The organism is Bifidobacterium cebidarum, from assembly GCF_009193305.1.
In the GTDB taxonomy this organism is placed as follows: Bacteria; Actinomycetota; Actinomycetes; order Actinomycetales; family Bifidobacteriaceae; genus Bifidobacterium; species Bifidobacterium cebidarum.
The window spans coordinates 44,429-65,617 of record NZ_WBVS01000006.1 but is presented as its reverse complement, the minus strand read 5'-3'; the positions used below and the strand labels follow the sequence as shown (position 1 = coordinate 65,617).

At 57.7% G+C, this 21,189-nt stretch carries 17 protein-coding genes; 6 read left to right on the top strand and 11 right to left on the bottom strand.

What is annotated here, in order from left to right; genetic code table 11:
- Positions 1–87: 87 nt before the first annotated feature.
- Complete coding sequence (locus tag F7D08_RS06825) at positions 88–828, top strand: GTP pyrophosphokinase (protein ID WP_193316232.1); 741 nt, start codon at positions 88–90, stop codon at positions 826–828.
- A gap of 45 nt (positions 829–873) precedes the next feature.
- Here the strand turns inward: F7D08_RS06825 and F7D08_RS06820 are convergent, their stop codons facing one another.
- Entirely contained in the window at positions 874–1,833 is a 960-nt protein-coding gene (locus F7D08_RS06820; RefSeq protein WP_152209966.1) for a DMT family transporter, read from the bottom strand.
- Between the two features lie 135 nt (positions 1,834–1,968).
- Positions 1,969–2,865: a Bax inhibitor-1/YccA family protein gene (locus F7D08_RS06815; protein WP_152209904.1), complete on the bottom strand. Its 897-nt coding sequence runs from the start codon at positions 2,863–2,865 to the stop codon at positions 1,969–1,971.
- 204 nt (positions 2,866–3,069) lie between these two features.
- Here F7D08_RS06815 and F7D08_RS06810 point away from each other — a divergent pair, with 204 nt between their 5' ends.
- Together F7D08_RS06810 and F7D08_RS06805 are read left to right on the top strand one after the other, a co-directional pair.
- Complete coding sequence (locus tag F7D08_RS06810; protein ID WP_404979660.1) at positions 3,070–3,735, top strand: GNAT family N-acetyltransferase; 666 nt, start codon at positions 3,070–3,072, stop codon at positions 3,733–3,735.
- Positions 3,736–3,788: 53 nt separating this feature from the next.
- Entirely contained in the window at positions 3,789–5,897 is a 2,109-nt protein-coding gene (locus F7D08_RS06805) for a GmrSD restriction endonuclease domain-containing protein (protein ID WP_152209902.1), read from the top strand.
- A 107-nt stretch (positions 5,898–6,004) separates the two neighbouring features.
- Here the strand turns inward: F7D08_RS06805 and acnA are convergent, their stop codons facing one another.
- Together acnA and F7D08_RS06795 are read right to left on the bottom strand one after the other, a co-directional pair.
- Complete coding sequence (acnA, locus tag F7D08_RS06800; protein WP_152209901.1) at positions 6,005–8,710, bottom strand: aconitate hydratase AcnA; 2,706 nt, start codon at positions 8,708–8,710, stop codon at positions 6,005–6,007.
- Positions 8,711–8,839: 129 nt separating this feature from the next.
- Complete coding sequence (locus F7D08_RS06795; RefSeq protein ID WP_152209900.1) at positions 8,840–11,350, bottom strand: cation-translocating P-type ATPase; 2,511 nt, start codon at positions 11,348–11,350, stop codon at positions 8,840–8,842.
- Between the two features lie 177 nt (positions 11,351–11,527).
- Between F7D08_RS06795 and F7D08_RS06790 the strand changes: the two genes are divergently transcribed.
- The gene (locus F7D08_RS06790) at positions 11,528–11,836 is read left to right on the top strand and encodes a DUF2089 family protein (protein WP_152209899.1); all 309 of its coding nucleotides are present in this window, start codon (positions 11,528–11,530) and stop codon (positions 11,834–11,836) included.
- Positions 11,833–12,174: a hypothetical protein gene (locus F7D08_RS06785; RefSeq protein WP_152209898.1), complete on the top strand. Its 342-nt coding sequence runs from the start codon at positions 11,833–11,835 to the stop codon at positions 12,172–12,174. The genes F7D08_RS06790 and F7D08_RS06785 overlap by 4 nt, the downstream gene beginning before the upstream one ends.
- A 54-nt stretch (positions 12,175–12,228) precedes the next feature.
- On the opposite strand, the gene F7D08_RS06780 is transcribed toward F7D08_RS06785, so the two are convergent.
- The 4 genes from F7D08_RS06780 to F7D08_RS06765 form a co-directional block, all read right to left on the bottom strand.
- Positions 12,229–12,807, bottom strand: a complete 579-nt coding sequence (locus F7D08_RS06780) for a hypothetical protein (RefSeq protein WP_404979659.1) — start codon at positions 12,805–12,807, stop codon at positions 12,229–12,231.
- A gap of 10 nt (positions 12,808–12,817) precedes the next feature.
- Positions 12,818–14,074: a class I SAM-dependent RNA methyltransferase gene (locus F7D08_RS06775; protein ID WP_152209965.1), complete on the bottom strand. Its 1,257-nt coding sequence runs from the start codon at positions 14,072–14,074 to the stop codon at positions 12,818–12,820.
- The gene (locus F7D08_RS06770) at positions 14,064–14,774 is read right to left on the bottom strand and encodes a DUF3159 domain-containing protein (protein ID WP_152209896.1); all 711 of its coding nucleotides are present in this window, start codon (positions 14,772–14,774) and stop codon (positions 14,064–14,066) included. Before F7D08_RS06770 ends, F7D08_RS06775 begins: the two co-directional genes overlap by 11 nt.
- Positions 14,775–14,858: 84 nt before the next feature.
- Positions 14,859–15,713, bottom strand: coding sequence for a DUF3710 domain-containing protein (locus F7D08_RS06765; RefSeq protein ID WP_152209895.1), 855 nt, complete (start codon positions 15,711–15,713; stop codon positions 14,859–14,861).
- Between the two features lie 138 nt (positions 15,714–15,851).
- Between F7D08_RS06765 and F7D08_RS06760 the strand changes: the two genes are divergently transcribed.
- Positions 15,852–16,712, top strand: coding sequence for an exodeoxyribonuclease III (locus tag F7D08_RS06760; RefSeq protein ID WP_152209894.1), 861 nt, complete (start codon positions 15,852–15,854; stop codon positions 16,710–16,712).
- Between the two features lie 267 nt (positions 16,713–16,979).
- On the opposite strand, the gene F7D08_RS06755 is transcribed toward F7D08_RS06760, so the two are convergent.
- Genes F7D08_RS06755 through F7D08_RS06745 form a run of 3 tightly spaced genes read right to left on the bottom strand, consistent with a single transcriptional unit; the run spans position 16,980 to position 20,969 of the window.
- Positions 16,980–18,995, bottom strand: coding sequence for a dipeptide ABC transporter ATP-binding protein (locus tag F7D08_RS06755; RefSeq protein WP_152209893.1), 2,016 nt, complete (start codon positions 18,993–18,995; stop codon positions 16,980–16,982).
- Positions 18,996–19,017: 22 nt separating this feature from the next.
- Entirely contained in the window at positions 19,018–20,022 is a 1,005-nt protein-coding gene (locus F7D08_RS06750) for an ABC transporter permease (RefSeq protein WP_152209892.1), read from the bottom strand.
- Between the two features lie 20 nt (positions 20,023–20,042).
- Positions 20,043–20,969 carry an ABC transporter permease gene (locus F7D08_RS06745; protein WP_152209891.1) on the bottom strand — a complete coding sequence of 309 codons (927 nt, stop codon included), beginning with the start codon at positions 20,967–20,969 and terminating at the stop codon, positions 20,043–20,045.
- Positions 20,970–21,189 lie beyond the last annotated feature (220 nt).

The following is a 21,189-nucleotide window of genomic DNA, read 5'->3' as shown; positions in this document are numbered from 1 at the left end:
CAGTCGGCGTCCGTCAATCCGCGAACGATGAAGCATTGTAGAAGATTCTCCGGCTTCATCCAGTTTCGACGAGATGGGCCGGGTATATTGATTGGCGTGATACTTGACCGACATAATCGACTCAACACCGCAGACCTCAACGCCCGTCTGAAGATGCTGGACCTGCCGGAAGGCCGGTTCAGCGCCGATGAGATCACCGAATTCATCGATCAGATGCAGGTATATGAAGGTGCCATGTATGAAATCAGCACCAAACTGGAGATTCTCGACGACGAGTTCCAGGTGCGATTCAGCCATGATCCGATACACCATATGGAACGCCGCCTGAAATCGGTGAACTCCATCATCGGCAAACTCGAGCGCAAAGGCCTGCCCATCTCCGTCAATTCCATCAAAGACAACCTGTTCGATGTGGCCGGCATCCGGGTGATCTGCAATTATCGCGATGACGTGTATTCCGTTTCGAACTATCTGTCATCACAGTCGGATATCCAGGTGCTGCGCGTGAAGGACTACATCAAGAACCCGAAGCAGAACGGCTATCGTTCGCTCCACGTAATCTACGCGGTGCCGGTGTTCCTCTCTTCCGGCGCGCACTACACGCCGGTCGAAGTGCAGTTCCGTACCATCGCGATGGATTATTGGGCTTCACTGGAGCATGCGCTCAGATACAAGACCGATCTGCCGGACGCCAAGTTGAGCGAGCATTCGCAGACGCTGCTGGATTGCTCGCGCAGCCTGCAGAACATCGAAGTGCAGATGCAGAACATCCACCGCGATATCAATGGCGCGCCACAGGTCGGCGAAGCGCCGAAGACCACGGACTGATTAGCGCCAATGGATTAGATTGGCTTCCTCATTGAAGGAGTCAATCTAATCTTTGCGCATAAACTTTGGCAATTTGGCCGGAGCCTGCGCCAACAGGGTGCCAAAGAAAATCAAGGCGCAACCAAGATAGCCACGCGGTGTCATGACTTCACCAAGGAAGATCGCTCCACCGACCGCCGAGAAGAATGATTCCAAACTCATCAGCAAGCTGGCTCGGGTGGGAGGCACCCATTGCTGGCCCACCACCTGCAACGTGTAGGCGATGCCCACCGAACCGATGCCGGCGTATATGATCGGCATCCACGCGTGGAAAGCGCCGGTCCAGTTCACCGAGCCTTCAATCAGAGACCCCGCCCAACTCAACACGGCGGTGGTGCAGAACTGGCCGAACGATAGTTTGATGGCATCCACGCGCGAACCCAGCGTATCGATCACCAGAATATGCGCGGCGAATAGCATCGCAGTGAATACCAGAAGAATGTCGGCAAGACCTATGGATCCAAACCCATCAGTGATGCATAGGAGATAGAAGCCGACGATGGCCATCGCCACGGCGGCGAACACCAGAATTCCAATGCGGCGGCGAAGGAGCACAAAAGCCAGAAGCGGCACCATCACAATGTACAAAGCCGTAAGGAATCCAGCACGGCCGGCTGATTTGCCGTACATGATGCCATACTGCTGCAACGTGCTGGCGGTGAAAAGCACTATGCCGCACAGCACGGAGACGAACACGGGATTGGCGAGCAACGATTGCCAGAAACCGGGCTTATGGTCACGCGCGCCATTCGAAGCACTACGCTCCATAGCAGCTTCGGCCCCTTGATGCCCATGCGATTCGCCTGTTTTCCTGCCACGCTGCCACATGAGAATCGGCACTAGGGACAGCGCGCCAAGCGTAAAACGACATGCATTGAAGAACAACGGAGACATGGAATCCATGCCCTGCACCTGCGCCACGAACGCGAACCCCCAGATCAATGCGGTGAGCAGCAGGGCCAGCACGCCAATGATTTCTTGTCTCTTCACGGTCAGTCAGCCTAATGCGCGCGTATGACGGGTATGAAAAAGCCCGGCCACAATGTGGTCGGGCCCATCAGCGGCGCCGAATCAAACGGCGTTAATGCTGAAGTTGAAGTATCAGTCCCTGTTGCCGAACAGCTGCAGGATGTACAGGAACATGTTCACGAAGTCCAAGTACAGGTTCAGCGCGCATAGGATGGAGACCTTTTTGATCATTTCCGGTCCCTGTGCCTCATAGGCGGCGAACAATGCTCGCGTGGACTGTGCATCGTAGATGGTCATGCCGGCGAACAGAATCAGACCGATCGCGCACACAATCTGGGTCATGCCGTCGACCTGCAGGAACATCAGCACGACCTGTGAGACAATCAGCACGATCAGACCGACCATCAGGATCGGGCCGGCCTTCAGCATGTTGAACTTGGTGGTCATGCCGAACATGGTCAGGGCGAAGAAGAACGCTGCGGTGATGCCGAGCGCCATGCCGATCGAACCAAGGTCATAGACCATGAAGATGGAGCTTAGGGTGAAGCCCATCAGCGCTGCGTACACATAGAACATGACGCGGGCGGACGTGGTGCTCATCTTCATCACACGAGCGCCGAGAATCACGGCGAGCGCCACCTGGGCCACGCACAGACCAATCAGACCGATCATGCCGGTGGCCATCAGGAAGCTGTAGTACGCGCCGGTAATCTGACCGAGTACAGCCACCACTGCGGTGACGATCAGACCGATGGTCATTTCTCCGTAAGCGCGGGTCACGGAGACACGCTGAGCTTGCTCGTAGTTATAGGTCATCGTCGTGTTGATGGCGGCGGTACCTGCGCCCTGTGGCTGGGCGTACTGGAAGTTCTGGTTCTGCCCGTATGGCTGCTGGGTGTACTGTGGCTGGCCGTATCCGTTCTGCATGTACTGCTGACCGTAGCCTGCCTGCTGGGCGGCGTTATAGTCCGGGGTGTTATATTGCGGGTTGTACTGCCCGTTGTTCTGGGGCTGCTGACCGAATGTCATAGTCGCTCCTTTGTTGTGTTCCACCACCAATACTAGAGGAGATAACCTGAACGTTCCATGAATATGCTCGGCCAACAGCGAAACGGTGGATAGACAAGCTAGTTGGGCCGCGTGCAGATGGCCCGACTCGTGGAGCGGGCCGATTTTGCCGGCACGACTGTAGTCTCCTCGCATATTCTGCTTGGTTGACGGGTACCGGGCATAATGAAACTCATGAATGAAACTGTGATTATACGTCCTTTGCAACGCGATGATTATCCTCAACTGATTGATTTGGTGCGCCGCACCTGGTATGCGGACTTCGACGAGCATACCGGGCTGATCGCCGCCGAAGCCGACTGGGAGCATTGTCTGGCACGCACCACCAACGCGTACACCGCAGTACAGAACGGCAAACCGGTGGCGCTGATTCTCGGTCGCATCGATGCGCATGATAAGCGAGGCAGGTGGAATCGGCATAAGCGCAACTATATGAACGGTTTACGTCGTCTGCTGTCAGTCAAGGAAGGCATTCGGGCCATACACGAAATCGTCGGCATCCTCGCCATCGATCATCAACTCACCCGTAAGGCTCATCGAGCCGGGCATGATTATGGCGCTGAAGTGGTGCTGTTCGTGCTCGATCCCGAAGCACGAGGCCTTGGACTGGGCAAGCGCATGTTCCGCAAGATGATTGCCGATTTCCGAGATGCCGGTCTTGATAAGTACTTCCTGTACACCGACACCACCTGCAATGTGGGCTTCTATGAGCACACCGGCCTGCAACAAATCGCATCCATCACACTGCCGGCTTCGCATGTGCATCCAGACAGCATGTCCTTCTACCTGTACGAAGGCTCGATTGCCTCTCAGCAAACGCTGGTAGGCTGAGCATAGTGGGGATCCGCAGCACAAGCGGAATAGGGATGCAAAGGGGATGCAACATGGCAATTAATGCAAAAGAGCTTCCATTGGGAAGAGTGTTCACGCCGGATTATCGGTTCACCATCCCCTCCTTCCAACGTGCCTATATTTGGAAGCCGGAGAATATTCTGCAGCTGGTCAGTGATCTGAAGGACGCTTCCAAGTCACCTCATACGCCATATTTTCTTGGCTCGCTGATTCTGGTGCGCAAAGGCAGCAACCAATATGATGTGATCGATGGGCAGCAGCGTCTGGTGTCCCTGTCCATCATCATCGCTGTGCTGCGTGATTTGGAACAGGATCCCGATCTGATGCGCCAGCTTGATGCCTTGCTGGTGGAGCCCGGCGATAAGCTCCGCGGCATCGCGAACGAACCACGTTTGACGTTACGCGAACGGGATGCGGCCTTCTTCCGCGATCATGTGCAGGAAGACAACCTCGAATCCGTGTTCGATATGGATGACGATGATTTGGCCACGGCCGCACAGCGCAATATGGTGAACAATATCCGCAAGGTGTATGACGAGATATCCGCGTGGAGCACCTCCACACGACAGCAGTTCGCGCAATATCTGGTCAACCAGGTGACTTTGGTCATCGTCACCACCGATGATCTCGATGGCGCGCATCGCATTTTCGATGTGATGAACATGCGCGGACTGCCGCTCACCCCTTCCGATGTGTTCAAAGCACGTGCGACCTCCGGCCTCAATGATGCGGAACTTGAGGCATACAGTGCACGATGGGATGACATCATCGACCCGATCGGCGACGATCCGCGCGATAGCGAGGAGTTCTTCTCCTACTTGTATCTCATCCTCGCCCACCAACCCGATACCGATAAACTCATCGAGGACTTCCTGGATAATGTGCTCAAGCCGTACACCAGCAACGGCACGGTACCTACGTTTATCAACACCGTACTTGCACCATATGCGATGGCATGGCAGATCATAGCCAGGCCAGGTGAAACGATATTGCCGGCTGAGGTGCAGCATCGGTTGGAAAACCTGAACGACTATCACCATCATGAATGGAAACCGGTGGCCATGTGGGCATTGGTCAATTCATACCGGCAGCTCGGCAACCCCGACTATTCACCGTTCGCGCAGCGAGCAGCCCGTGCGGCGAAATCCTCAGCGACACTCGCCTTATTGGAACCTCATGACGAACGCCGTCTGTTGGAGATTCTTGCAGCTCTTGAACGGGTGACCGGCATCCGCACGCTGATCAGGACCGATGCCATCGATCGTCGCGGATACGCGAACGCCGCGATTCGCGATCTCGATAAAGGGTATCTGGTGACGCGCAGCAATGGTCTGAAGATCAGCGATGATGATTGGGAGAACGCCATAGTACGTTTGCATGGCGAGATGCAGTCCGATGGCGCACTGGTCCGTTTGCTCCTGTTGCGTGCCAATGAGCAGAAAGCAGGAACGCATCTTGACCGGCCACGTAGGTTCAGCGCGCTGCCGATCATGCCGCTTGATATCGAGCGTTCACAATCATTCGCGAATTGGTCGTCCGAGCAGCATGACTACTGGCTGTACCGTCTGGGGAACATGGCACTGGTGCAGGGTCAGGATAACCAGCTGGATAAGTTCGTCGAATTTTCCGCACGCCGTGATGCCATGTTGCTTAGGCCCAATTCCCGCCGCTTCCCATTGACGAATGAGTTGAAGGATTTCAATGACTGCACACCTTCGCTGCTGGAAAAGCGGCAGGAGGAGACGATTCGGCTGATCGTCGAGTACTGGGGTATCCGATACGACCGCAACAACAATGATCTGACGGCTCAGGCCATTGAGAATCTTTCGCAGGCGCCTGCGGTACGAACCACGCGAAGCTCAAAGCGTGTGACCATTCGTCAGGTAATCCAGGCCGGCCTACTGATACCAGGCGAACGACTGGTGTGGGAGCGTCCGCGTAAAGGTGAACGCTGGTATGCCACAGTCACCGAAAACGGACGGCTGCGCCTGGATGATGGTTCGGAATATCCGACGCCGACCGCTGCAGCTCGTGCCGCCGCAGGTGGGCGGAGCAGCGGTGGCTTGGAAGTATGGAAGCGCACATCCGATGGCCAGAAACTCAGTGACATTTGGAAGCAATGTCGTTTGCAATCACACTGATGCATTGGCTTTTACTTATGATAATGGTCATAGCATTGGGGCCGGCACCCATTGGGACCGGCCCCAATGCTATGACCATGCCTTTATGAAGGCGATCAACAATCTGGCTACTTCATCAGGTTGCGCAGCACGTACTGGAGAATGCCGCCGTTGCGGTAATAGTCGGCCTCACCAGGCGTGTCGATGCGTACCACGGCATCGAATTCGGTCTTGGACCCGTCGGCATGCGTGGCGGTGACATGCACGGTCTTCGGCGTCTTGCCGGAGTTCAGCTCCTCGATTCCATCGATGTCATAGGTTTCGGTGCCGTTCAAGCCCAGCGTCTCATAGGATTCGCCTTCGGGGAACTGCAACGGCAGCACGCCCATACCGATCAGGTTGGAGCGGTGAATACGTTCGAAGCTTTCGGTAATCACGGCCTTGACACCAAGCATCAACGTACCCTTGGCCGCCCAGTCACGGGAGGAACCAGTGCCGTATTCCTTGCCGGCGAGCACCACGAGCGGCGTGCCTTGGGCCTTGTAGTTGAGCGAAGCCTCGAAAATCGTGGACGGCTTGCCGGTGGTGAAATCATAGGTGAAGCCACCCGGCGTAACCTCCTCGCCCACGGAGGCGAGCAGCTGGTTGCGCAGGCGGATGTTGCCGAACGTGCCGCGAACCATGACCTCGTGGTTGCCTCGACGGGAGCCGTAGGAGTTGAAGTTCTTCGGCGACACGCCACGTTCGGTCAGGTACTTGCCTGCCGGGCTGGAAGCCTTGAACGCGCCGGCCGGTGAGATGTGGTCAGTGGTCACGGAGTCGCCAAGCAGAGCGAGCACGCGGGCGCCGTGGATGTCCTTGACCGGATCCGGCTGGGCTTTCATGCCGTCGAAGAAGGTCTGCTTGCGTACGTAAGTGGAGTTCTCGTCCCACTGGAACAGCTCGCCTTCCGGCACATCAAGGTCCTTCCAACGGCGGTCGCCGTCGAACACGGAGGCGTAATCCTTGAGGAACATTTCACGGCTGACCGTGCCGTCCACCACGGCTGCGACTTCCGCGTTGGTAGGCCAGATGTCCTTCAGATAGACGTCGTTGTCGTCCTTGTCCTTGCCGAGCGGCTGGGTGGCGAAATCGAAGTCCATCGTGCCGGCGAGCGCGTAGGCGATGACGAGCGGCGGGGATGCCAGGTAATTCATCTTGACGTCCGGACTGATACGGCCTTCGAAGTTGCGGTTGCCGGAGAGCACGGCGGTGACGGTCAGGTCGTTTTCGTTGATGGCCTTGGAGATCTCCGGCAGCAGCGGACCGGAGTTGCCGATGCAAGTGGCGCATCCGAAGCCGACCAGCTGGTAGCCCAACGCGTCGAGGTCATCCTGCAGGCCGGCGGCCTTCAGGTAGTCGGCCACCATCTGGGAGCCCGGAGCCAGCGAGGTCTTGACCCATGGTTTCGGCTTCAGGCCCAACGCATGAGCGTTGCGGGCGATCAGACCTGCGGCGACCATCACGGACGGGTTGGAGGTGTTGGTGCAGGAGGTGATGGATGCGATGGCCACATCACCGTTGGTGAGATCGAAATCGCCACGGAAGTCAGTCGAAACCGCGACCGGCTCCTTGACCGTGTTCTCGGTCTCGTAGGCCGGCAGGGTCTTTTCGAACATGCTCTTGGATTCGGAGAGCAGAATACGATCCTGCGGGCGCTTCGGACCGGCGATGGACGGCTTGACGGTGGAGAGGTCGAGTTCCTCGTATTCGGAGTACTGCGGTTCGACGTAATCCGGGTCGGAGGCGTCGCCCCAGAGCTTGTTGGCCTTGGCGTAGGCCTCGACGAGCGCAACCTGTTCGTCGGAGCGGCCGGTGAGCTTGAGGTAGTCGAGCGTGACCTGGTCGATTGGGAAGATGCCGCAGGTGGAGCCGAATTCAGGGCCCATGTTGCCGATGGTGGCACGGTTGGCGAGCGGCACGGAGGCGATGCCTTCGCCGTAGAATTCCACGAACTTGCCAACTACGCCATGCTTGCGCAGCATGTCGGTGATGGTCAGCACCACGTCGGTGGCGGTGACGCCTTCCGGAATCGAGCCGGTGAGTTTGAAGCCGACCACGCGCGGCACGAGCATGGAAATCGGCTGGCCGAGCATGGCGGCCTCGGCTTCGATGCCGCCGACGCCCCAGCCGAGCACACCGAGACCGTTTTCGGTGGTGGTGTGGGAGTCAGTGCCCACGCAGGAATCGAGGTAAGCGAGCTGACGACCGTCTTCCAGACCGGAGTCCTTGCTCATCACCACTTTGGCCAGGTATTCGATATTGACCTGGTGGATGATGCCGGTTCCCGGCGGCACCACGCGGAAGTTCTTGAATGCCTGCTGGCCCCAACGCAGGAACTGGTAGCGTTCGCCGTTGCGCTGGTATTCGATATCCATGTTCTGCTGCACGGCATCGGCAATGCCATACTTATCGATCTGCACGGAGTGGTCGATGACCATATCGGATTGGACCTGCGGGTTGATGACCTCGGGATCGCCGCCTAGGTCCTTGACGGCGTCGCGCATCGTGGCAAGATCCACAATGCAGGGCACACCGGTGAAGTCCTGCATGATGACTCGTGACGGGGTGAACTGGATCTCATGGCTGGGCTGGGCTGCGGGATCCCAGTTCAGCAAGGTCTTGACGTGGTCATCGGTGATGTTGGCGCCGTCAATGTTACGCACCAAGTTTTCGACGAGTACCTTCAACGAATAGGGCAGGTGATCGATACCGTCGAGATTGGCGATGTTGTAGTAATCGAAGTCCTTGCCAGCGGCTTTGAGCGTCGCCAGTTGATCGTCGCGTAAGGACATATTGCCTCCGAAATCATATATCGGCTTGTGATGCCGCTGATTATCCGCTTCAAATGGTACGGGTACGTTACTTTGCCTCTGGCGTGTCGGCTTGAAACGTGAGACAATATGCGCTTTTCGCCATGAGGTTCAGATATTGAAACCATGTCGGCGCAGCATAGTGGCTGCAGCATGCCCGGCGATCGGGACCAGCCACAGGCACAAAGCGAAGATGATGGCGGCACCGACCAGCGCAATCATCGTGGCCAGTAACGTAGTGCCCGTCGGAATCATCAGCGCGAAGAAGTTCGCGACGAATGGAATGCACAGACCGATTACGCCCGCGGCGGCGAACACAGCGACCAGTACGCCTCGCCAGCTGTTGAGCGGCCGCGCCACGCGAGCCAGCACAAACACGCCCATGACAAAGAGGATGATGGCGCTCGTGGCGCGCTGCGATGCAAGGTCGGCGTCATTGGCGGCTACGTCCCATCCCATGATGCCCGGAAGCACCCATGCCACGGTCAGCACAGACAATGCAGTGGCGATACCGCCCGGCAACGCAAACTTGACCACACGCTTGAGGAATCCGGGGATATAGCGACGCGCGTTCGGGGCCAGCGCCAAAATGAACGCCGGCATACCAATCGTGAGCGCACCGATGTAGGTGATATGACGCGGCAGGTACGGGTATGGGATCTGCGTCAGCACCACGCCCAAGGAAATCAGTGCCGAATACACGGTTTTGACGAGGAAGAGGCTGGCCACACGTTCCATATTGGCCATTACCTGGCGCCCTCTGGCCACCACATCCGGCAGATGGGAGAACTTGGAATCAACGAGCACCACTTGCGCCACGGCTTTGGTGGCAGGTGCCGCATTGCCCATGGCGATGCCCAAATCGGCTTCTTTGATGGCCAGCGCATCGTTCACGCCATCGCCGGTCATGGCCACCACATGCCCCTGGGTATGCAAGGCCTGCACAATCGCCTTCTTCTGGTTCGGCAGCACGCGGCCCAGCACATCGACGTTTTCCAATACGCGCACCAGTTCATTCACATCATCCGGCAATTCGCGCGCGTCCATCGCCACCGGCGTTCGCTCCCCGGTGAGCTTTACCTTACGGGCTATCGCGCCGACGGTGACCGGATTATCGCCGGAAATCACACGGCAGCGTACGCCCTGATCACGGAACCATGCCAGTGTCTTTTCGGCATCGGCGCGAACCTGCTCCGCACACAGTACCAGCGCGATCGGCCTGGCATACACATCAAGCCGCGGACTGTCAGAACCATCGGCTCCCACTAGCGAAGAAGCTGTCGGCGCAGCCGACCGAGGGAGAGACCTTGCAATCAGCAGCACGCGGTTACCGTCATTGGCATATGCGTTGACCCGCTCCAACACATCCGCATAGTCACCCTCGAGCGCCGAAAGAATCACTTCCGGGGCGCCCATATACCAGACACCATCCGCCTTCGTCACCGCGCTCCACTTACGGGCGGAAGAGAACGGAGCTCGTGTGGTGATTTGCCCGGCTTCATAGCCTTGCGCCTGCAATCCCGTAAGTACGGCCTTGCCGGTACCGTTCGGCTGCTCTTCGTCGCAGCAATCGTAGAGTGCCTGCGTCGTTTCCTTCTCAGCATCCGCATCAGCCGTAGCGTCAAGCATGATCAGCTGACGGAAAGCGATGGCACCATTCGTAATCGTGCCGGTTTTATCCAAGTTCAGGGCATCCACGCGGGCGAGCGTCTCCACTGATTCCAGCTCCTGCACCAATGTGTTATGGCGTGCGAGCCGCATCGCCGCCACGGCGAAGTTCAGCGACGTCAGCAGCACGAGCCCTTCGGGAATCATGCCCACCACGCCCGCCACGGCAGCGACCACGGCCGCGCGCCATTCACCCGTGGCGATGGCATGGCTCCATCCACCGACCGTATGCACCTGCGAGAGAATCAGCAGCACGCACAGCGGCACCACCAAAAAGGTCATGAATTTCAGAATCGTATTGATGCCCTTGTTCAGGTCGGACACGGTTTTCTTGTAGACCTTAGCCTGAGCGGTAAGCGTGGCGGCATACGAATGGCCGCCTACGGCGTTGACCCTGACCAACGCCATGCCGGAGACGGCGATCGCACCGGAATACACCTGCTCCCCCACCTTATGCCTCACCGTACGTGATTCGCCGGTGAGCATCGATTCATCGAGTTCCAATCCCCAGGTTTCAACGATCTGACCGTCTGCGGGCACTTGTTCGCCGGAGCGAATCCACAACAGATCGCCGAGCACGATTTCGTTGTGCGGCACCTCGACATCGTTGCCGTCACGCCGCACCAGAAAATCCGAGGCCACCAGAATGGAAAGCTTGTCCAACGTGCGCTTGGCCTTGAGCTCGGTGACAATACCGATGCCGGTGTTAATGATGATGACGAAACCGAATACCGAGTCCTTCCAAGACCCGGTGAGCAATACCAGCACCATTGCCACGAAAATGATGCCGTTGAACAACGTGAACACGTTGGCTCGAACGATGTCTTTGACCGATCGCGACGTGGAGGTCTTCACCGCATTCGATTGGCCACTTTCGATACGCTGCGACACTTCCCGCGTACTAAGGCCGGTTTCGCTGATATCGGGCATGTTCACGGCTGCTGTTTCGCTCATGACCTCCAGCCTACCGTCTCAACACTCACAATCCGCTACGACTCAAGGATGATTTAACCAACTTCCGCCTGCGAAAGGTTGATTTCAGTTGTTCGTAACTATAATTCTATTTGATTTTTAATATTATTAAGTTTATAATTAATTTTATTAAACCTTCTCTATATCGAAGGAGGACAGATGGATGCAACGATGATTCCACCGTGGATGTCGAATCTTGATGACGAAGACATGACGTTCATCAAACGATTCCTACTCGCATCAGGGTCGATGAAGGAAGTCGCCGCACAGTATGGCGTCTCCTACCCCACCGTCAGGCTCCGACTCGATAGGCTCATCCAGAAAATCCAACTTGGTGAGCAGATCGAGAACGAACCGTATATCGCATTGATCAAACGGCTTGCCGTGGACGACAAACTCGACTTCGACACCGCCAAAATCCTCATTACCGAATATCGCAAGCAACTCAAGCAAGGAGCATCATCATGAACGCCTCTGCAGTATTTTTCGTCGTATTCCTTGTGCTGCTTATCGCTGCGCTTATCGGCTTCATCATATTGCAAGTCAGACTCTCGAAGATGGACAGCAAGTGGCCCGGTCTGATACTGCCCGGCATCACGCTGCTGCTATCTATTGCGGCAGCAATCAACGTATTTGCCGGCAGCATCTACACTGGCGACAATCTGTGGAGCATCATCCTGTCCGCATCCGTCGCATTTCTGTCCGAGAACGTGTCCACCGTGGTATTGGTAGGCATCTATCTGTATCAGCGCGATAAAATCAAGCGTCGTGCCGAGCTCGCTCACATGAGCGTGCAGGATCTGTAAACCGATCACTATCCCGTTCTCATCTCCATCGCCGTATCGACGGTTTCATGCGGCTCAGGAAACCGTCGATACGGCGATGGAACGTTCATGCGGTTCATCGTGGATGATTGTCATTACTGCATCTGATATGCGCGAGGCATTGGCATCACGATCGTTCACCGTTAATGAGGCCGCATACAGCAAGTCATCGTCCGGTAGACTGCTGGGGTTCAGCAATGCCACCGGTATTCCCGCCTCTCGAGCATTAGTCAGCGTTTGAACCCAAGAATCATTATTGGTACCAGTGATATTGAATCCGCTGATGACAACAAGATCAACGGACCGTGCCACAAAATCGGAAACCGACTGCTGCGCGGTGGCAGCTCCCCCGTCATCCGCGGCATTGAAGGCCGCGTAATAGACATTGATACCCTCATCGGCCAGAGCATCGATGGCAAGCTTATCCGCAGCGGAATCCTCAGATCCCACGAATCCCACCTCGGCATCCGAGGCATGCACGGAATCATGGGCGACTTCAGGCGTCGTATCCTGAGTGTCGCCCACGGCTCGATTAACCGGCGTGCAAGCGGACAACGATACTACAGTCATCGCGCAAATCACTGCACTTACGACCGCTCTGATTCGATGGTTCATGGTTCGCATATTAGCGGGTGAACAGTGCCACGGTTTCCACGTGGTGGGTCATCGGATAGATGTCGAACGCACGAATATCCTGCAGCTGATAGCCTTCGGCGATCAACGTGGCTGTATCACGGGCGAGCGAGGTCGGATCACAAGCGATATAGACCACATTGGACGCACCGGAAGCTGCAATCTGGCGACACACTTTGGCCTTGGCTCCTGCGCGAGGAGGATCGAGCACCACGACATCAGGCTTGGCGAGATTGGCCGGAACATGGTTTAACGTACGGAAAACATCGCCGGTACGTGCGTCCACATTGGTCAGTCCCATGGCGCGCAGGTTGCGCTGCGCGTTCTTGACGGCCACAGCCGCGCCCTCCACGCTGAACATGTGAGTACGTTCGCCGGTCAGCGTGGCCAGGGGCAACGTGAACAGGCCAGAGCCGGAGTAGAGGTCCCAAATCACCGGGGCCGGTTTGCCTTGCAGCTGCTTGTTGACCAGACCAATCACATGGGAGGTCAAGGCGATAGGAGCCCCGCGATGCATCTGCCAGAATCCTCCAGCATCCACCTGATAGGTGAACATGGTGCCGTTGACCGGCACCTGCTCGGTGAGCAGCTGACTGCCTGAACGCAATTCACCGTCCACCAGCACTGCGTAGTCATCAGGCACCGGCTGCTCGCCTCGAGGCTCGGGAACGGACAGCCTGATTTGTGAGCCAGGTTCAAATCCGCCATCCCAAATATGTTCCTGATCGGCAATGCGTAGCAGAGTCTTACTGGCCAACGGCATGGTATCGATGGCCACACGATGATGCGTGCCACGACGACGCATGGACGGGCGGCCGTTATCGTCAACAATCATTTCGATGCGTGTGCGCCAATGAAGACCACCTAATTCCTCATCGCCAGCAATGCGCTCCACGGGAACCGCCACATCAACATGACCAAGGCGGCTCATCTGCTCGGACACGGTGATGGCCTTCCAACGAATCTGACCAGGCAGCGACACATGCACAAGATCAGCGCCGCCAACTCCCCCACCCATGGCCAACGGGCCGGCAAGCGGCCAAGCCGGGGCGACGCGATCAGGAGAAGGCTCAAGCACTTCCACGACTTCGCCGGTCCAGAAACGATCATCTCGATCATGCGGCTCGTCGAGTTCAATACGCAGCAGTTCGCCGGGTAATGCGAAACGCACAAACACCACACGGCCATCGATATGGGCCACGCAGCGACCTTGATCGGCGTATCGTTCGATGCGAACCTCAGCTTGCATCATTGTCCTTTCTGGCAAGGGCTTTATGGTTGTGCATAGGAGTGGCGATAATCAGGTAACTTACCCAAATGGCAAGCGCCCAGAACGGAATACCCATGAGCAGTCTGGTGACGCCCAACGCCGCCACATGATCAGTCAGATACAGAGGCACCTGAACGAGCAGACGCAGTACGAACAAGCCAGTCCACAATCCGGTGACGATCATATAGGCACACTTGAGGGCGCGATCGCCCATCCAATCATCGAACCATGCTTTGAACTGCTCGGTTGGCAGACTGCGAATGAATTCAATCACCAGACCAAGCCCAGGCACACGGGCGATCAGGGAAACCGCAAGCAGCACAGCGTATACGGCATTGGTGATGAATCCGAATACGTAATAATTACGCGCCTCATGCGTCTGCCATGCCCACACCAGGCAGATGCCTACAGCAATCAAACCGGACAATGCACCCATCACCGACTGCCGTTGAATCAGTCGAACGATGACCTGCAACACCGCCAGCACTGCGGATACGGCGATAGTCAGGTTCAGATTGCTGGTCGCCACGAACAGTACAACGAACACCACACCGGGCAGCATTGATTCGATAACGCCGCGTGGACCGCCGATGGCATCGATGACGGAGAAATCCTCCGCATCATTATTGCCGGCGTCGGCCAGTGCGGATAATCCGGTACGCTTCTTCTGCTCTGCCAAGTCTTTTTCCTCTTTGCGTGAAGTCTCTCCCTCCGTCAGGCTTTCGCCTGCCACCTCCCTCGTCAGAGGGAGGCTGGAGTGGCGCTATCGGACTTCGGAGAACATCGGGCCACGGGCGAGCGTGGTCTTCACTTCAGTGGTCTGGTCCTGGCTCAACGGGCCCTTCGGCTTGTTGTCCGGAATGTCCTTGAAGTGCTCCTTGCCGTTCTCCTGACCTGCGGCCTCGGCAGCGGCCTTGGCTGCCTTACGCTCGGCGGGAGCGACCGGCGGATGCATCGGAATCAGATCGCGCGGAGCCAGCGGTTCCTCGCCACGCTCCACCACGATATCGGCGAAGAACTTGTTCAAAGCTCGGGTCTCCGGGCTGTCCGGATCCACAGCGGCCTTGCCGGAGAAGATGCCGCGCAGCATCCAACGCGGGCCGTCCACGCCGACGATACGGGTGTTCACGGTCTTGCCGCCCTTAACGTTGACCGGCAACTTCAGCTCAGTGCCGAACACGCCTTCGGTTTCGGTTGCGGACTTGTTGGCTTCCAGCAAATCAGCGCGCACATCATCCCATAGACCCATGGTCTTCGGGGCGGCGAAGGCTTCGATTTCCAAGCTGGAGGCACCATAGGTGATGGTGGAGCCCAGTACCTGCTGGGTGGCGCGGCTGGCCTTGATGCGCAGTTCGATGCCCTGCAGGAACGGCAGGTAGTAGGCACCGAGGTCCAGATAATCGTCGTAATCCGGAACATCCTCATCGTTGACATCCCACGGACCACGCTCTTCGCCACGGCCTTCATATTCACTGGAAGGCTCGGCCAGCACGGTTTCGGCGCTTTCGGCCTTGGCGGCGGCGTTAGCGGCTTCTGCGGCCACCTTGTCTTCATCGACAGTCTCAGCCGGCTCGGCTTCCTTCTTGTCCTTCTTCTTACCGAATCCGAACAGTCCCATAATTCCTCGTTTCATGTAACGGTTGCAACCCTGCTAAGCCTAGCACCCAGGCTCAAAGAAAGCTGAACATCGCCATCTTTGATTCGTTGGAGCCATTGCAAACGATGGTTAGTAGACAGAAGTGAATACTATGGCCGCATGACCATCACTATCACCACTTCCAACGTCAATGGCCTACGCGCCGCCGACCGCAAGGGCATTACTACATGGGCTGGCCGGCATACGCCCAATATCTGGTGCATGCAGGAGGTACGAGCCCCGCAACCGGATATCGATAAGATCTTCGGCAAGCTCGCATTCGAATACGCTCAGGCCGGAGCTATTGAATCAGCTGAGGATTTCACATTGACCAATGAAATCTGCCGAGTCAAGGGTCGGGCCGGCGTGGCACTGCTGTCCGATTTGCCGGTTGCCGAGCAACGCTATGGATTGCCGGGATTGGGCGAAGATGTGGATTCCGGCCGCTGGATCGAAACCGATGTCCACACGCCTCAGGGCTATGTCATCACCGTGGTATGCGTCTACGTGCATGCGGGCAATACCGACGATCCCCTCAAAATGGAGCAGAAATACCGTTTCCTTGACACGATGCTGGTACGCATGGGTCAGCTGCGTGATGAGGCTGCACATGGCGGCAAGCAAGCGGTGCTCTGCGGTGACTTCAACATCGCGCACACGCCATTGGATATCAAGAATGCCAAGGCGAACGAAAAGCATGCCGGATTCCTGCCCGAAGAGCGCGCTTACGTTGACAAGTGGCTCAATGAATACGAATTCGTTGATGTGATGCGTGATTTGGCGGGCGACATTCAAGGCCCGTATACGTGGTGGAGTCAGCGCGGCCGCGCATTCGACAACAATGTCGGCTGGCGCATCGACTACCAATTCGCGACTCCCGAGCTTGCGGAGACCGCCCGCGGATTCGTCATCGACAAAGCGCCCACCTATGACCTGCGCTGGTCCGATCATGCTCCCCTGACCATCACCTACGATGTGTGATTTTCGATAGTCGTGAGGCCGGTGGAGGTTGGGAGGCATGTTGTCTGACACGCTCCGGGCCGCTCAGGCCAAGTCTCTACGGTCATACAACATGCCTCCCAACCTCCACCTCCATATCAGTCACATATACAATTGCTGAACATTTTTTAATTCAGAAAGGCGAAGCCCGACATACATAGTGACCGACTGTAAGCTTGGCCAAACGGCCTTGAGTGTGTCGGGCACTATGTATGCCGGGCTTCGCCGGCAACTGATATCAGTTGTACATCAGTCCAGACCGAGCTTCAGCTTGCCGCCGGGGATGGCGTCAAGCAGGTCGCGGGTGTACTGCTTCTGCGGATGGTCGAACACCTCATCAGTGGTGGCGTGCTCGACGAGCTTGCCGTGCTGCATCACCACGACTTCGTCGGCGATCTGGCGGACCACGGCCAAATCGTGGGTGATAAACAGGTAGCTCAGACCCTTTTCTGCCTGCAAATCGTTGAGCAGGTGCAGCACCTGATCCTGGACCAGCACGTCGAGTGCGGAGACGGCCTCATCGCACACGATGACATCGGGGTCGAGCGCCATGGCTCGTGCGATGGCGATACGCTGACGCTGACCGCCGGAGAGCTCGTTCGGGTAACGTCCCATTACCGACTGCGGCATCTCCACCATGTCGAGCAGTTCCTTGACACGGTTGGCGCGCCACTTCTGATCGCCGATCTTGTGGATGCGCAGCGGCTCTTCGATGGAACGGTAGATGGAGTACATCGGGTCCAGGGAGCCATACGGGTTCTGGAACACCGGCTGCACGTGGCGGCGGAAGTCCAGCAGATCCTTGGCGTTGAAGGTCGAGGTGTCGCGACCCTCGTAGAACACTTTGCCGGACGTGGGCTTCAAGAGGTGCAGCACCATGTTCGCCACGGTGGACTTACCGGAACCGGACTCGCCCACGATGGCCAAGGTCGTACCACGCTTGACGGAGAAGGACACGTCATCGACGGCCTTGAACATCTCCTTCTTGCGCGGAAGCTTGAACTCCTTGGTCAGGTGATCCACGGTGATGATGTGCTCGCTCTTCTCGAGCTCGTTCTCATCGGCGACCTTGTGGTCCAGCAGGGCATCGGCGTTCTCGCCGCGCTCTTTGGCGGAGATGATGCGCTGGGAAGCCAGGGACGGAGCTGCGGCCACCAGTCGCTTGGTGTACGGGTGCTGCGGGTGCTGGAGCACTTCCAGGGACGGGCCTGATTCGACGACCTGGCCCTTGTACATCACGACGATGTGCTGGGCGCGCTCGGCGGCAAGGCCCAGATCGTGAGTGATGAACAGCACTGCGGTGCCGAGGGAGTCGGTCAGGTAGTGCAGGTGGTCGAGGATGCGCTTCTGCACGGTCACGTCCAGTGCGGAGGTCGGCTCGTCGGCGATGAGCAGGTCAGGACGGCAAGCCAGACCGATGGCGATGAGCGCACGCTGACGCATGCCACCGGAGAACTCGTGCGGGAACTGGCGTGCACGGGTGGCGGCATCCGGCAGGCCGGCTTCGGAGAGCAGACCGGCGATGCGGTCATCCATGGTGGAACCAGTGACGTACTTCTTGGCCAGGTACCAAGCCTGATCATCGGATACACCGGCCTTGATCAGGTCGTCGGCCACGCGCCAGCGGGTTTCGGAACCCGGAACCCATTCGCTTTCGAAGCGGGCCACGGCCTTGTCGAAGGCCTCACCGGTCACGCCGGCTTCGGTCAGCGCCTTCTTGGCGTCTTCCATAAGGGACGGCAGATCCTTGGAACCAAGGAAGGTCTCGTCGTCGTTGCCCTTGAGCTCCACGGCTGCATCCTCGCCGGCCAGAGCCTTGGCGAGGGCGGAGCGCTTCTCGTGGGCCACGTCCATGTTGTTGGCCTTCAAAGCTTCCTTGACCTGGGTGCCGATACGCCACACCGGGTTCAGGTTGCTCATCGGGTCCTGCGGAACCAGACCCATCTTGGTGCCGCGCAGCTTATCGAATTCGGACTGCTTGGCACCGGCGATCTCCTGGCCGTCGAGCTTGATGGAGCCACCGACCACGTGACCGGTGCCTGGCAGCAGGCCCAGCACAGCCATGGCGGAGGTGGACTTACCGGAACCGGACTCGCCCACGATGGCCACCCACTGGCCCGGGTAGACAGTGAAGGAGGAGTTGCGCACGGCGTGCACCGGCTTGCCGGTGTCCGTGGTGAAATCGACGGCAAGATCCTTGACTTCGAGCAGCGGTCCATGCTCTTTCTGCATGGCCAGCATCTGTGCGTTGGAGTTTTCAGTCATAGTAATTCCTCTACTCCCTTGCTCAGGCCGTACGGCTCTTCGGGTCAAGGGCGTCCTTGACGGCGTCGCCCATCATGATGAATGCGAGCACGGTGACGGCCAGTGCGGCGGACGGGTAGAACAGCACGAGCGGGTCGGTCTGCAGGTTGGTCTGGGCGCTGGAGATATCGCCGCCCCAGCTCACGGTGGTGGTGGGCAGGCCTACGCCAAGGAAGCTCAGTGTTGCTTCGGCCACAATGTACGAGGCGAGCGACGTGGTGCCGATCACGATGATCGGGGCCAGGGAGTTCGGCAGGATATGGCGGAACAGGTTGCGCATAGGCGTGGAGCCCAGTGCAGTGGAAGCGGTGTTGAACTCAAGGTTCTTGGCTTCGAGCACTGCGCTTCGTGCGATACGGCACACGCCGACCCAACCGAAGAGCGCCAACACGAGCACGATCTTCCAGATGGACTTGGAGGTCTTGAACATCTGCAGCACGACGATGGCGCCGAGCAGCATGGGCAGAGCGAAGAAGATATCGGTGATACGGCTCAGCACGGCATCGACCCAACCGCCGCAGAAACCGGCGATGGCACCGATCAGGGTGCCGAGCAGGACCACGAGCAGCGTGGAGAGCACGCCGACGGACAGGGAGGTGCGGGTGCCGTACACCACGCGGGTGTACACGTCGCAGCCCTGCAGATCGAATCCGAGTGGATGACCGCTGGCCGCCGGGCTCAGGGAGTTGGCCAGATCGCAGGCGTTCGGATCCTGCTTGGTGAACAGGCCCGGCGCAATGGCCACCACGATGATGAAGATGATGACGAGACCGGAGATGATGAACAGCGGGTTGCGGCGCAGGGTTCGCCACGCATCGGCCCACATGCTGGTGGCCGGAGCGGACTCATCCACCGAGTCGACGTCCTGCAACGGGGTCTCATCAATCGGGGCCACATAACGATCCTGGCCAGGCAACGTCTCCATGAAGTAATCAGGAGTCGGCTCGCCGGAGTTGTCAATCTGGTTATCGAGAGTTTCGTTAGTCATGTTGTTCACTCCTCTCCTTCTCACGCGTAGCGGATGCGCGGGTCGAGGGCCGCGTACAGCAAGTCGACAATGAGGTTGCACACCACGAAGATCAGCATGAGCAACGTGACGATGGACACGACGAGGTTGGCTTCACCCTTCAAAATGGACTGGTAGGTGAGGAAGCCGATGCCGTGGATGTTGAAGATCTGCTCGGTGATCATGGCACCGCCCATCAGAGCGCCGATGTCCTGGCCCAGGTAGGTGACGACCGGGATCAGGGAGTTGCGCAGCACATGGCGCAACATCACCTGTCCGTTGGACATGCCCTTGGCACGGGCAGTACGCACATAATCCTCAGCGATGTTGGAGGAGATTTCAGCACGGGTCAGTCGAATGATGTATGCCATCGACACCGAGCCAAGCACCATGGCGGGCATCAGCAAATCAAGGAAGGTCGGGTCGGCACCTGCGGTCACCGGCAGGATGGACCACTGGATGCCGAGCAGGTACTGCAGCACGAAGCCGGTGACGAAGGTCGGCACGGAGATGAGCAGCAGGGAGACGATCAGGATAACCGTGTCATACCACTTACCCTTCTTCAAGCCGGAGATGATACCGAAGACCACGCCGAAGACCGCTTCGAACGCGAATGCCATCAGGCCGAGCTTTATGGTCACCGGGAAGGCACGGGTGATTTCGTCGATAACGGGCTGACCGGCGAAGGTGTTGCCGAAGTCGAGGGTCAACGCGTTCTTCAAATAGATGAAGTACTGAACGATGAACGGCTGATCGAGATGGTACTCTGCGCGGATCTGGGCTGCGACGGCTTCATTAATCGGCTTATCACCAAACATAGCCTTGACGGGGTCGCCAGGCAGCAGGAAGACAAGCGCGTACACCAAAAGCGTCGTGCCGAGAACCACGGGGATCATCTGCAGAATACGTCGCAGAAGATACTTACCCATACGGTTGCTCCTTATTTCCATGACCGGCTGCGGAGGGTATGCGTTGCCCTGCCGGTCGGCAAATACGTCGATAGTTTACCGCATGCCTTGACGGCAGTATGTTAACTCACGTTAACTTGGCCGATTATTGGACGTAAGAGGCCGTATAGATACAAAAGGGGCGGGGATCATAACGATCCTCGCCCCTTGGATAACCGAACTATTCGCTCGATGTCAGGTG